The organism is Bacillus cereus, assembly GCF_002567495.1.
Lineage (GTDB): Bacteria > Bacillota > Bacilli > Bacillales > Bacillaceae_G > Bacillus_A > Bacillus_A cereus_AQ.
The window spans coordinates 1-14,747 of record NZ_NVAP01000003.1 but is presented as its reverse complement, the minus strand read 5'-3'; the positions used below and the strand labels follow the sequence as shown (position 1 = coordinate 14,747).

Genomic DNA, 14,747 nt, shown 5'->3' with positions numbered 1-14,747 from the left:
CGTGAAACAGCTCGCTAATGTGTTAACTCCCCTGACGTTAATCGTCCGTTAGGTCGAAACGTTAGAAACCCCCACTTCAAGCTTTGCTAAGTGGGGGAGTGTTCATATAATAAACCAAGGTAAAATTGCTAAACCAGAAGTTACAATTGCTGTAGTAAATATTAAAAGTATAGCTCGTTTGTTTTGTTTCATGTCACATTCTCCTTTACATATTAAGTACATGCGATCAGTGTGAGAGGGGGTTCCACACTGAGTAAAGTTTCATTTTATATTTTTAGTATAATAAATGGTAAGGATTGGTACGATCGATAAAGGTGACATGAAGATTACATTGTTGTAATGAAAAAAAGCATCTTTCTTATTAAGAAAGATGCTTTTGGAAAACTACCCCGCTATTTGTGGGCAGTAACTCCCACCTTAAAATTTGGCGAATGCGAGGGAGTTAGGTGGGGGATAACTGCCCGTAAAAGTCCGATTGGTTCAACTAATACTCAGTGGGTGATGGAAAAATCCCCCACTGAGTAAAGTTTCACTTTATATTGAAGTATTAATCATTTAAGAACAGAACCATATGTTCCTCGTCCCAATATTGACCGTTATGTTTTAATGAACGTTCTTGTACGCCGTAAGTTTGGAAACCTAATGACTCATATAGTTTTTTGGCACCAACGTTACCGACTACAACATCGAGCATGAGTTGTTCTACATGTAATTTATCGGCATTTTCAATAATTGCTTTAATTAGAGCTCGTCCTGCTCCGAGACCACGTGCTTTTGGGGAAACAAAAACAGAACCGATTTTTGCTTTATGTTCTTGTTTAATAAATGGTTTTGTTTCTAAAGTAGCGATACCAATTAAATCGTTATCTTTGAAGACACCTAGAGTATACTTATCCGGATTGCTTAATCGTTTTGCCATAGCAGCTACAGGATCTTCATGTTTAAGAACATCTTCATAAGAAGAGCTAAAAGCTTCAGGGTTCTTCGTTAAACCTTCCATACAAACTTTTAAATATATTTCTGCGTCCTCTGTCGTTAATAAGCGAATTTCCATAGTTGTAACCTCCCTGGTGGATTTCAAATGAATCCATTACTTTCATAAGATTGAGTATATGTTTTGTTAGTATTCTCTTTTAATTTGTAAAAGAATGAAAAGATATATGCTAAAATGTTGTGTTTTAATTGTGTAATGAAATTATATATTAACTTCATTAACTATTCAAGTGTTTAATATATTACATTTTTATAACTAAAATAACTCCTCGATTGAGGAGTTACTTTTTAAACAGTGGATTGATAGCCATCAATTCGTATTGGATGTGTGTAAATATTACAAGATTCATTTCTAATAAACCCTACAACTGTAATGCCTAAATCATGTGCAAGCTGCAATGCTAGTTTTGTTGGGGCGGATTTAGATAGAACAATTTCACATCCGATTTTTGAAACTTTGAGTAAAATTTCAGATGAAATCCGGCCGCTAAATGCGATGATTTTTCCTTTAACAGATATATCATTACGCAAACAATGACCGTATATTTTATCTAATGCATTATGTCTTCCGATATCCATTCTTGATATAAGGATATTGTTTCGATCACATAACGCGGTATTGTGAACACCACCAGTTTGGCGAAATGTAGTAGAAGATTGTTGCAAGGTATTCATTAAGTGAAAGCATTCTTCAGGAGTAACTTTTACATGTATATCATGTAAGTCTTTTGCTTTTGCTGCGTCGTTTACGAAAATAAAACCTTGCCTACCTTTTCCGCAACAAGAAGTAATGTACCGTTTATTATATAAAGTTTGATAGAGCGGATTCACTTTTGATGATTTTACATGGACAATTCCATTTTCCTTTTGCACCCATAGTTCTTCAACATCCTTATAAGAAGAAATAATTCCTTCAGAAATTAAAAAACCAATTACCATATCTTCAATGTAATTTGGTGTGCATACAACTGTTACGTATTCTTCACCGTTTAATTTAATAGTAATAGGAGATTCGGTAACAATCTCGTCAATTTGTTTTGAAAATGTACCAGATTGATAGCGTACAATTGTATAATTTTCTTGCGTAGGCCCCATATTAAATTCCCCTTTTATATGTATTTTTCTCCCACCTTCATCATAAAACATTGAAAAAATAAAGTGAAACATTAATCAGTGGGGTCTTGTCTATCCCCACCTAGCTTCTTTGATCCAGCTGAATTTTGAGGTGGGAGCCTTACTGCCCGCAAATGGTGGTATAAAAACATCTATGAGTAAGAAAATCACAGATTATTTTGGTTATTATTGTATATGTACGATATAATAGAACTGTAGAATAATGACATTTTCAAGCTTTCGTAGTTATACCTTATAACATCTAGAATCGACTTCATAAGAAAGTATTTGGGCAGAGCGTTTCAAAAATATGTACAGTAATGCGTTTTTGAAAACGGATTCAAAAATGTGTTGTACAGTTGTTTGTAAGGAGAGGGGAAACTATGGCAGAACAGACAGTCCGTGTAACCGTCGATGGTAAAGAATTTTCTGCATCAGGTGAAAAGACGATACTACAATTATTTAACGAGAGTAACTTGGAACATCCACAAATTTGTCATGTACCAGAAGTTGATCCAATTCAAACTTGTGATACGTGTATTGTAGAAGTAGACGGGCAGTTAATGCGTGCTTGTTCAACGAAAATAGAGAACGGTATGCATATTGAGAGACAGTCTCAGCGTGCAAAAGAGGCGCAGACTGAGGCGATGGATCGAATATTAGAGAACCATCTATTGTATTGTACCGTTTGTGATAACAATAATGGTAACTGTAAAGTCCACAATACAGTACATATGATGGGGATTGAGGAACAGAAATATCCGTATGAGCCGAAAGTAAGTGCGTGTGAAGTGGATATGTCACATCCATTTTACCGATACGATCCAAATCAATGTATTGCGTGTGGGCAGTGTGTAGAAGTATGTCAAAACTTACAAGTGAATGAAACTATATCGATTGACTGGAGCTTAGACCGTCCACGTGTTATTTGGGACAATGGTGTAAGTATAAATGACTCATCTTGTGTAAGTTGTGGGCAGTGTGTAACAGTATGTCCGTGTAATGCGTTAATGGAAAAAACAATGCTAGGTGAAGCCGGGTTTATGACGGGATTGAAACCGGATGTGTTAGATCCGATGATTGATTTTGTAAAGGATGTAGAGCCTGGATATAGTAGTATTTTAGCAGTTTCAGAAGTAGAGTCTGCAATGCGTAAAACGAAAATTAATAAAACAAAGACCGTTTGTACATTTTGTGGTGTAGGTTGTTCATTTGAAGTATGGACGAAGGATCGTCACATTTTGAAAGTACAGCCTGTTTCAGATGCGCCGGTTAATGGTATTTCCACATGTGTAAAAGGCAAATTTGGATGGGATTTTGTAAACAGTGAAGATCGCATTACAAAGCCATTAATTCGCCAAGGGGATATGTTTGTTGAAGCATCATGGGAAGAAGCATTAGAAGTTGTGGCTTCTAACATGCAACATATTAAATCAGAATACGGTAGCGATGCATTTGGATTTATTTCTTCTTCGAAAGTAACAAATGAAGAAAATTACCTTATGCAAAAACTAGCCCGTCAAATATATGGAACGAATAATGTAGATAACTGTTCCCGTTATTGTCAATCTCCAGCAACAGACGGTTTATTTAAAACTGTCGGTATGGGCGGGGATGCTGGAACAGTGAAAGATATTGCGGAAGCAGGTCTTGTTATTATCGTTGGAGCAAATCCAACAGAAGGACATCCTGTACTTGCGACGCGTGTAAAACGTGCTCATAAATTACATGACCAAAAATTAATTGTGGCAGACCTTCGTAAACATGAAATGGCAGAGCGTGCGGATTTATTCATTCATCCGCGCCAAGGAACTGATTACGTATGGCTCGCTGGTATTACGAAATATATGATTGATCAAGATTGGCATGATAAAGAGTTCTTAGCTGAAAATGTAAAGAACTTTGATGAATATAGTACAATGCTAGAAAAGTATACGCTTGATTATACAGAAGAAATTACGGGGATTTCGAAAGGTAATCTGAAGGAAATGGCTCGTATGGTATATGAAGCAGATGGTACTTGTGTACTTTGGGGAATGGGTGTAACTCAAAATACTGGAGGAAGTACAACTTCAGCAGCAATTTCAAATTTATTGCTTGTTACGGGTAACTACCGTCGTCCTGGTGCAGGAGCATACCCATTACGTGGACATAATAACGTACAAGGTGCTTGTGATATGGCAACATTACCAAACTGGCTTCCAGGTTACCAAGCGGTTTCAGATGATACGCTCCGTGCGAAATTTGAAAAAGCATACGGTACTACAATTCCTGAAGCACCAGGGTTAAATAATATTGCAATGTTACTTGCGGCAGATGAAGGAAAACTGCGTGGTATGTATGTTATGGGTGAAGAAATGGCTTTAGTAGATTCGAATGCTAACCATGTACAACATATTTTAGCGAATTTAGATTTCCTCGTTGTTCAAGATATGTTCTTATCGAAAACAGCTCGTTTTGCTGATGTTATTTTACCAGCAGCACCAAGCTTAGAAAAAGAGGGAACATTTACGAATACAGAGCGCCGTATTCAAAGATTATATGAAGTATTGAAGCCGCTTGGTGATTCAAAACCAGACTGGTGGATTTTACAAAAAGTAGCTCGTGCACTTGGCGGGGACTGGAATTATGAAAGTCCAAGTGAAATTATGGATGAAATTGCATCGCTTGCACCTTTATACTCTCAGGCCACATACGATCGCTTAGAAGGATGGAATAGTTTATGTTGGGGTAGCCATGATGGTAGTGATACACCACTATTATATGTAGACGGATTTAACTTCCCAGATAAACTAGCTCGATTATCATTAGATGAATGGGTGCCGCCAGTTGTAGCGCCAGATGAGTATGATTTACTTTTAAATAATGGTCGTATGTTAGAACATTTCCATGAAGGGAATATGACGAATAAATCGGCTGGTATTTTATCTAAAGTATCTGAAGTGTTCGTTGAAATCTCACCTGAACTTGCCATAGAGCGCAATGTGAAAGATGGCGGACTTGTAGAATTAGCATCACCATTTGGAAAAATTAAAGTACAGGCACTTGTTACAGATCGTGTAACGGGGAAAGAGCTATATTTACCGATGCATGCAACGGTAAATGAAGAGGCGATCAATATTTTAACTGGAACGGCGACAGATATTTATACGTGTACACCAGCATACAAACAAACGATGGTAAAGATGCGTGTACTACGTGAGAAAGGGAATCGCCCGTTACCATCTTCAAACCCGAGAGATAAAAAGCGTAATCCGCAAAACGGTGTTGAAATCCAGCAAAAATGGCAAAGAAAACAATACGTATCACTTGTGGACTAGGGGGCGGAGATAGTGGCAAAAGAAATTACTTTAATTAAAAAGAAAGTTGTAACAGAGGAAGAACAGAAACAGCAAGTAGCAGATGAATTTCTAAATGAGCTATCTAATAATCGTGAAGCAGTAGAAGAAACGATGCAGCTTTTAGCACAGTTGCAGAAGGCTGGTATATTAGATGCGGCGATTAGTTTACTTGCTGCGAAGGAAGATGTTTCAAAAATCGCTGTGGAGCAATTAAATCGTGAACCCGTTAAAAATGCGTTAAATAATATGATGGGGGCAGGAGAAGCGTTATCTGCAGTTGACCCAGAAATAACGAAGCAAATTACGTCAAGTTTAGTTACAGGATTGCAATTTGCGACAGACGAATTAAATAGTGGTAAAAAAACAAAAGTAATGGATTTCTTTAAAGTATTAAAAGACCCAGACATCAATAGAGCAATTACATTCGGGTTTAGTTTTTTGAAAGCATTTGGACAAGGACTAGAGAAAAAATAGAGTAGATGAAAAAGTGATGGGAAGTAGCCATCACTTTTTTTATTGTATGTATAAGAGTGTTCATGTTAAGCGGAATATATTATTATTAAAAAGATGGATTAGAACTGGAAATATGGAATCCATCTCAAATATCGATTTAGAATGTGGAGGAATATATGCAACACCGTAAAAGACTATCTATACCAGGAGTAATGAGACATTCCTTTCAAACAGTCAGATTTGCCTTTTGGAATGTATTAACCTTTCAGCTTGCTTATAAATTATTAGCAGCGATTGTGTTTGTTCCACTATTTGGGATCATTTTTAATAAGTTATTGTATTTTGGTGGTTATGCAAATGCGACAAATGATGAATTATTAGCGTTTTTAAAGACGCCTTATGGCATCTTGGCAATCATAATTTTGTCATTGTTAGCATTGTTTCTTATCTTTACGGAATTTGCAGTACTTATTATTATTTCGTATTTCGCTCATAAGAGACAGAAGGTGAAATTACGTCCGATTTTATATAAAACGGTAACGTATTTACCTACACTTTTCACATATTGCTTACCAGGATTTATTCTATATGCTGTCGTATTGTTACCTCTTTTAAATATGGGATATGAAACGGCATTAATTCCGCAAATTCAAATTCCTAACTTTATTACAGGAGAACTTTTTAAGACAACGATGGGACAAGTTGGTTATTACACGTTCTTTGCTGTAGTCGCGTATTTGAATCTTCGATGGATTTTCGTTCTACCTATTGTTGTTTTAGAGCAAAAACCATTTCGCGTGGCAGCACGTAAAAGCGCAACTTTAGTAAAAGAAAGCTTTTTAAAAGTACTATTCTTTTTAGTAGGATTTTTTATTTCAATTGGAATTGTATATGTCGTATTTTTGGGAATATATTTATTGTGCCTATGGGGTGTTTATGAATTTACAAACCCGAAAGGAACATTTGCATTATTAGCTGAATCAACGATTTCTGTATTTTTAACGAGTACATTGTATTTATTTAGTTTTATCGTGACGCCATTTTATATTATGGCGATTACGCGATTGTACTTACAAAAGGTTTCAGTTGAAGAGGTTTTATTAGAAGAAGGATTAGATTATTCAAAAACGAAAGCAGATAAATGTTTCTTCCAAAAACATCGTTGGAAATTTATTGGCGTATATATTGTAGGGATTATTACTGCCGGAATGGTTGTTGCCTTCATTGTAACGTTTATTTCAAATTCGTATAAAGAACCAATTATTATGGCGCACCGTGGATATATATCAAAAGGCGTAGAAAATACGAAAGAGGCTGTGCAAGGTGCTATTGATGCAAAAGCAGACTACGCTGAAATAGATGTATTACAAACGAAAGACGGTGAACTAGCGGTTATACATGATTTGAAGCTAAAACGTCTCGCGAATGCCAATGTGCATGTGTCAGATTTAACGATGGCTGAGTTAAAGCAGCTTACTCTTAGTCAAGATGGACTTTCCGGACAAATAAGTACACTTGATGAGATCATTAAGTTAGCAAATGGCAAAATCAAACTTAATATAGAAGTGAAGCTCCATGGAGGCGAAAAAGATTTTGTAAACAAAGTATTAAAAACGATTAAAGATAATGAATTTGAGAAGCAATGTGTAATTCAAACGTTACACTATCCACTTATTAAAGAGTTTAAGCGTGCAAATCCAGATATAAAAGTAGGATATATATTGTATGCAAGTAGAGCTAACTTAAAGAATGTGAAGGCTGACTTTTACGTAGCAGAAGAATATATGTTAAATAAGAAATTAGTAAAAGAAGCAAGAAAGTTAAACAAACCAATTTACGTATGGACAGTAAATGATATGGAAAATTTAAAGGCATATTATAAGTTAAACGTAGATGGTATCATAACCGATTACCCTGAAGATGCACGCGAAACAATTAAGATGTTAAAAAAGCAAGAAGAGGAAGAAAGTGATCTGTTTGATAAAATTACTGAAACAACAGATGACTTATTTTTAAAGTTATTTACAAGTTACCCAGCTGCTAGCTAAGTGCTAGCAGCTGTTTTTTTGTGAAAAGAATATATCTCTAAAGTATTAAGTAAAGTAATAACTGTATATGTATACGTTGTCACTTAGGTTTCTTACATTGTTACATTATTGTCAAATAATAAATGATTACTGTTTATTTTGAAGAAGTATAATAAAAATAGAGTGATAGATAGTGAAATGCCACGAAACCCCTAATAGAATCAATGTTTTATATATTTACACTATTCTAAATATATAAACTTTAGAAAAATGGTATGTTAGCGTTTTCATAACTTTTAAGTTATGCTAGAATAAGGACATAAGTTATTAATTATTACAAAAAGAAAAAAGAATCTCTTTTTTCTGTTAATTATAAGGGGGCATTTCATTATGCGTATTGGGGTACCAGCAGAAATTAAAAACAACGAAAACCGTGTGGCAATGACACCAGCAGGTGTTGTACATTTAATTCGTAACAATCACGAAGTATTCATTCAAAAGGGTGCAGGTTTAGGATCTGGTTTCACAGATGCTCAGTATGTTGAAGCGGGAGCAAAAATTGTTGACACAGCTGAAGAAGCTTGGAACATGGAAATGGTTATGAAAGTTAAGGAACCAATTGAAAGCGAATACAAACACTTTAGTGAAGGCTTAATCTTATTCACATACCTACACTTAGCTCCAGAGCCAGAATTAACAAAAGCTTTAATCGAGAAAAAAGTTGTTTCTATCGCATATGAAACAGTACAATTAGAAAACCGTTCATTACCATTACTTGCACCGATGAGTGAAGTAGCTGGTCGTATGGCTGCACAAATTGGTGCACAATTCCTTGAGAAAAACAAAGGCGGTAAAGGTATCTTACTTGCAGGTGTTCCAGGGGTTAAACGTGGTAAAGTAACAATCATCGGTGGTGGACAAGCTGGTACAAATGCTGCTAAAATTGCAGTTGGACTAGGTGCGGATGTAACAATCATCGACTTAAGTGCAGAACGTCTTCGTCAATTAGATGACATTTTCGGAAACCAAGTAAAAACTTTAATGTCTAATCCTTACAATATTGCAGAAGCTGTTAAAGAGTCTGATCTTGTAATCGGTGCAGTATTAATCCCAGGTGCAAAAGCGCCAAAACTTGTAACAGAAGAAATGATTCAATCAATGGAACAAGGTTCTGTTGTTGTAGATATCGCGATTGACCAAGGTGGTATTTTCGAAACAACTGACCGTATTACAACTCATGATAACCCAACTTACGAAAAACACGGCGTTGTTCATTATGCAGTTGCAAACATGCCAGGTGCGGTTCCACGTACATCAACTCTTGCATTAACAAACGTAACAGTACCATATGCAGTACAAATTGCTAACAAAGGCTACAAAGAAGCTTGCCTAGGCAACTCTGCATTATTAAAAGGTATTAACACATTAGATGGCTATGTAACATTTGAAGCAGTTGCAGAAGCTCACGGTGTAGAGTACAAAGGTGCTAAAGAATTATTAGAAGCAGAAACAGTATCTTGCTAATAGAAGCATTATACAAAACAAAATCGAACAATATATAAAACAACATGATAAGAGCTAAGAGATAATACCTCTTAGCTCTTCTTGGTAAAAGGGGGCATTCATCGTGGCCAACCTATTTAAAAAGAAATCCGTTACGCAATTGTTAGGGGAAAGTAAAAGTAAAACTTTAACGAAAACGCTAGGGGCATTTGACCTAACAATGCTAGGGATTGGTGCGATAATTGGTACAGGAGTTCTAGTATTAACTGGATTAGTAGCAGCAAGAGATGCTGGTCCAGCGGTTATTTTTTCATTTATGATTGCAGCAATTGTTTGTGGATTTGCAGCTTTATGTTACGCAGAGGTTGCGTCTACACTTCCTGTTTCAGGTAGTGTGTACACATATTCGTATGCAACAATTGGTGAGTTTGTTGCCCATTTAATGGGATGGACATTGCTATCTGTATATGTCGTAACGACTGCCGCAGTAGCTGGCGGATGGACGGGTTATTTCCATAACTTAGTGAGTGGATTGGGACTTGAAATTCCAAAAGCATTGTTAACGATTCCAGCGCAAGGTGGTATGGTAAACTTACCGGCAGTTATCGTTACGTTAGTAATAACTTGGTTATTATCACGAGGTACGAAAGAAAGCAAGCGTGTGAATAACATAATGGTATTAATTAAAATTGGTATTGTTGTTTTATTCATTGCAGTTGGTGTATTTTACGTGAAACCAGAAAACTGGATACCATTTGCACCGTACGGTTTAAGTGGAGTTTTCGCGGGGGGAGCAGCAGTATTCTTCGCTTTCTTAGGATTTGATGCATTAGCAACTTCTGCTGAAGAAGTAAAAAATCCGCAACGTGATCTACCGATTGGTATTATTGCTTCATTAGTCATTTGTACAATCATTTATGTTGTAGTTTGTCTCGTTATGACAGGTATGGTTTCTTACAAGGAATTAGATGTGCCTGAAGCTATGGCTTATGTACTAGAAGTTGTAGGACAAGATAAAGTGGCTGGTGTAATTGCTATTGGAGCTGTAATTGGTATTATGGCTGTAATTTTCGCGTACATCTACGCTACGACACGCGTATTCTTCGCTATGAGTCGTGACGGTTTATTACCAAAATCTTTCGCGAAAATTAACAAGAAGACTGAAGCGCCAACATTTTCAGTTTGGTTAACAGGAATTGGTAGTGCTTTAATTGCTGGATTTATCGATTTAAAAGAATTGTCAAATTTAGCGAATATTGGAGCGTTATTAACATTCGCCATGGTTGGTGTAACTGTTATCATTCTTCGTAAAACGCATCCGAAATTACAACGTGGATTTATGGTACCACTTGTACCGATCTTGCCGATCATTTCAGTTGCATGTTGTCTATTCTTAATGGTAAACCTACCATTAAAAACATGGATATACTTCGGTGTTTGGTTAGCAATTGGAGTAGTTGTATACTTTGTTTATTCGAAAAAACATAGTCATTTAAAAGACGATGGAAGTTCGCAGGATAATTTAGAACAAGCTAATTAAAAGCTGATTAAAGGGATATAAGATAGTAAGCCTTGTGCGTCTAGGGAGCGCGCAAGGCTTTTTCTTTTGTTGAAATAAAGGGAATGTATATTACTTTGTTGAAATTTTATGTCGGAATATGAAAAAGGGTGGGAGAGAAATGTTAAAAACGAAAGTTGTTGTTGGAGCAGAGGGTTATAATAATAACCCTGGTTGGTTACATACGAATGAAGAAGAATTAAATGTATTACGAAGAGAAACATGGTTTGATAAATTTCAACCTAATTCTTTATCAGCAATTTTAGCGGAACATGTATGGGAGCATTTATCGCATGAGGAAGGTATAGAAGCAGCTAAAGTTTGCTACGAATTTTTAAAAGATGGTGGATATATTCGTTGTGCAGTACCAGATGCATTTTTTCCAGATGAAGAATATCAGCAAGGTGTACAAGTAGGTGGACCTGGTCCATTAGATCATCCAGCAGCAAGTCATAAAATTGTTCATAACTATAAAACAATCACGTCCATGTTTGAATCAGCGGGTTTTCAAGTGAGGCTTTTAGAATATTGTGATGAGAATGGTAAGTTTCATTATAATGATTGGAATGAGAAAGACGGATTTATTTATCGGTCGAAACGTTTTGACCATAGAAATCAGGATAAACAGTTAGGATTTGTTTCTTTAATTGTGGATGCGATGAAAAAGGAAAACTAAGTAAAGAGGGGTGTGCGAATTGCACATCCTTTTTTGTATGAGAATATAGAGGATGCGGAAAATATGTATATGTCTTATTAAAATGTGAACGGGATGTTCATAAAAAAAATTCGGATTTTATTGACACATATGAGTGGGCGCTCATATAATAAGAGTATAAGATATATGAATGATTGTTCATATGTTCAATTAAAGAGGTGAGCTATAATGGCTGTAAATAAAGTAGAAACACCACAAGAGGCATGTTCTCAAACGATAATTCATGAAGAAGTCGTGGATCAAGTAAAACAAACAATTCCAACTGATGACAGCTTAAGTAAAGTAGCAGAACTATTTAAAGTATTAGGTGATCGTACACGTACGAGAATATTACATGCATTATTTGAAGCTGAAATGTGTGTTTGTGATTTAGCTTATTTATTAGGAATGACACAATCATCTATTTCGCATCAGCTTCGTGTGTTAAAGCAAGCGAAACTTGTAAAGAATCGTAAAGAAGGAAAGGTTGTTTATTATTCGTTAGCTGACCAGCACGTAATTCATATCTTCGAGCAAGCGTTTGAACACGTAAACGAAGAAGAATAAAAAGAACGCGAGGAGGGAGAACGATGGCTGAAGCATTAGTGAAAAAGAAACTGATGTTAGAAGGTTTAGATTGTGCGAATTGTGCAATGAAAATTGAAAAAGGTGTTGGGAATATAGAAGGAGTAAATTCTTGCTCTGTAAACTTCGCAACAAAGACAATGATCTTAGAAACAGCACAAAATAAAGAAAACGAAGTTGTTACGGAAGCGAAACAACTCGTTACAAAATTAGAACCGCATATTAAAGTACAAGAAGAACAAAAAAATAAAATTGCTAAAGAAGTATTTATATTAGAAGGTTTAGATTGCGCGAATTGTGCAATGAAAATTGAAAATAAAGTTAAGGAAATGCCAGCTGTCTCAGAAGCAACTGTTGATTTCGTATCGAAGAAACTACGAGTAGAAGTTGCGAATAAAAGAGAACTAGAAGCGACTGTAGCAAATATAACAAATGTCGTTCAAAAGTTAGAGCCAGATGTGAAAGTTGTTCGTGAAGAGAAGAACGGTCATGACCACGGACATAGTCACGATCATGGTGAAGCAAATGTGAAAAAGATGGTAGGGAGATTAGTGGTCGGCGGAATTTTGACAGCAATTGCTGCATTAGCGGGCTTACCACAAATGGTAACAATTCCGTTATTCGTCCTTGCTTATTTATTAATAGGTGGAGATATCGTTTGGAGAGCGGTAAGAAACATAACTCGTGGCCAAGTATTTGATGAAAACTTCTTAATGGCAATTGCAACTGTAGGAGCTTTTGCAATTCAGCAATATTCAGAAGCTGTAGCAGTAATGCTATTTTATCAAGTAGGAGAACTATTCCAAAGCATTGCGGTAAACCGCTCTCGAAAATCAATTACTTCATTAATGGATATTCGTCCGGATTATGCGAATGTAAAGGTTGGAAATGAAACGAAACAAGTATCACCAGAAGATGTGAAAATCGGTGATTATATTATCGTTAAGCCAGGTGAGAAAGTACCATTAGATGGAAAAGTAATTGAAGGAACATCAATGGTAGATACTTCAGCATTAACTGGTGAATCTGTGCCGCGTGAAGTTGAAGTTGGAAATGATGTATTAAGTGGCTTTGTGAACCAAAATGGTGTATTGACAGTTGAAGTTACAAAAGAATTCGGTGAATCAACTGTATCGAAAATTTTAGATTTAGTTCAAAATGCAAGCAGTAAAAAAGCACCAACAGAAAACTTCATTACGAAGTTTGCGCGTTACTACACTCCAGTTGTAGTTATTACAGCAGCGATCATGGCGTTTATTCCACCACTTATTTTAGAAGGAGCTACATTCTCTGAGTGGATTTATAGAGCTTTAGTGTTCTTAGTAATCTCTTGTCCATGTGCGTTAGTTGTATCCATTCCTCTTGGATTCTTTGGAGGTATCGGTGGTGCATCTAAAAGTGGTGTGTTAGTAAAAGGTAGTAACTATTTAGAAGCTTTAAACGATGTGAAATACATTGTTTTTGATAAAACAGGAACATTAACAAAAGGTGTCTTTAAAGTTACAAAAATGGAACCAAGTGAAGGTACTACAAGTGAAGAATTATTAGAGTATGCGGCATTTGCTGAAGTGTATTCTAACCATCCAATTGCCCAATCTATTCGAAAGGCATATGGAAAATCAATTGATGAAAAAATAATCGATGATTATAACGAAATTTCTGGTCACGGTACAGTCGTAAAAGTACAAGGAAAAGAAATTTTTGCAGGTAATGCAAAATTAATGAGAAAAGAAAATATTGAATTTAAACAACCAGAAACAGTAGGTACATTAGTTCACGTTGCTGTAGATGGAAAATATGCAGGTTATATTGTTATCTCTGATGAGGTAAAAGAGGATTCGAAACAAGCGATTCAAAAGTTAAAAGAACTAGGTATTAAAAAGACAGTAATGTTAACTGGTGATGCAAAAACAGTTGGTGAAGCTGTCGGTAAAGAATTAGGCTTAGATGAAGTTCATGCGGAATTACTACCGCAACAAAAAGTAGAAGAGATTGAAAAAATTGATGCAGCGAAGCACGGAAAAGAAAAAATTGCCTTCGTTGGTGACGGTATTAACGATACACCAGTATTAGCCCGTGCAGACGTTGGTATTGCGATGGGTGGTTTAGGATCAGATGCAGCAATTGAAGCGGCAGACATCGTTATTATGACTGATGAGCCTTCAAAAATTGCGACAGCTGTAAAAATTGCAAAACGCACAAGAAGTATAGTGTGGCAAAATATCATCTTTGCTTTAGGTGTAAAAGGGATCGTTTTATTACTTGGTGCCTTTGGTATTGCAACAATGTGGGAAGCTGTTTTCTCAGATGTTGGTGTGACACTACTTGCAGTGTTAAATGCAATGCGTGTATTACGAGTGAAAGATTTATAAAAAAGAGGACGCGGGTTGCGTCCTCTTTTTTATTGGTTATTTTGTTGAAATTGACTCAATAAAATAATATCAAATATTATTTTACTTTTAAATAGTTTAATATTAAAA

Annotated in this window: 10 protein-coding genes; 8 read left to right on the top strand and 2 right to left on the bottom strand. The window is 35.9% G+C overall.

The annotated features are described in order from the left end of the window. Nucleotides 1-547 precede the first annotated feature (547 nt). Nucleotides 548-1,054 (bottom strand): GNAT family N-acetyltransferase, encoded by a 507-nt coding sequence (locus COK05_RS01565; RefSeq protein WP_000405877.1) that lies wholly within the window; start codon nucleotides 1,052-1,054, stop codon nucleotides 548-550. A gap of 227 nt (nucleotides 1,055-1,281) precedes the next feature. Next, nucleotides 1,282-2,088, bottom strand: a complete 807-nt coding sequence (gene fdhD / locus COK05_RS01560; RefSeq protein WP_098611207.1) for a formate dehydrogenase accessory sulfurtransferase FdhD — start codon at nucleotides 2,086-2,088, stop codon at nucleotides 1,282-1,284. A gap of 401 nt (nucleotides 2,089-2,489) precedes the next feature. On the opposite strand from fdhD, the gene fdhF reads away from it, so the two are divergent. The 8 genes from fdhF (at nucleotide 2,490) to COK05_RS01520 (ending at nucleotide 14,639) form a co-directional block, all read left to right on the top strand. Then, a complete protein-coding gene (gene fdhF, locus COK05_RS01555; RefSeq protein WP_098611205.1) occupies nucleotides 2,490-5,426 on the top strand; it encodes a formate dehydrogenase subunit alpha in 2,937 nt (978 codons plus the stop codon). Between the two features lie 12 nt (nucleotides 5,427-5,438). Continuing rightward, nucleotides 5,439-5,921 carry a DUF1641 domain-containing protein gene (locus COK05_RS01550; protein WP_098611204.1) on the top strand — a complete coding sequence of 161 codons (483 nt, stop codon included), beginning with the start codon at nucleotides 5,439-5,441 and terminating at the stop codon, nucleotides 5,919-5,921. 155 nt (nucleotides 5,922-6,076) lie between these two features. Then, entirely contained in the window at nucleotides 6,077-7,948 is a 1,872-nt protein-coding gene (locus tag COK05_RS01545; RefSeq protein ID WP_098611203.1) for a glycerophosphoryl diester phosphodiesterase membrane domain-containing protein, read from the top strand. A gap of 369 nt (nucleotides 7,949-8,317) precedes the next feature. Beyond that, nucleotides 8,318-9,451 carry an alanine dehydrogenase gene (ald, locus tag COK05_RS01540; protein WP_098611202.1) on the top strand — a complete coding sequence of 378 codons (1,134 nt, stop codon included), beginning with the start codon at nucleotides 8,318-8,320 and terminating at the stop codon, nucleotides 9,449-9,451. A 103-nt stretch (nucleotides 9,452-9,554) separates the two neighbouring features. Then, entirely contained in the window at nucleotides 9,555-10,970 is a 1,416-nt protein-coding gene (locus tag COK05_RS01535; RefSeq protein ID WP_001284886.1) for an amino acid permease, read from the top strand. 139 nt (nucleotides 10,971-11,109) lie between these two features. Continuing rightward, nucleotides 11,110-11,664 (top strand): class I SAM-dependent methyltransferase, encoded by a 555-nt coding sequence (locus COK05_RS01530; protein ID WP_098611201.1) that lies wholly within the window; start codon nucleotides 11,110-11,112, stop codon nucleotides 11,662-11,664. Nucleotides 11,665-11,871: 207 nt separating this feature from the next. Further along, entirely contained in the window at nucleotides 11,872-12,249 is a 378-nt protein-coding gene (locus tag COK05_RS01525; protein ID WP_098611200.1) for an ArsR/SmtB family transcription factor, read from the top strand. A gap of 23 nt (nucleotides 12,250-12,272) precedes the next feature. Continuing rightward, nucleotides 12,273-14,639, top strand: coding sequence for a heavy metal translocating P-type ATPase (locus tag COK05_RS01520; RefSeq protein ID WP_098611199.1), 2,367 nt, complete (start codon nucleotides 12,273-12,275; stop codon nucleotides 14,637-14,639). The last annotated feature ends 108 nt before the right edge of the window (nucleotides 14,640-14,747 follow it).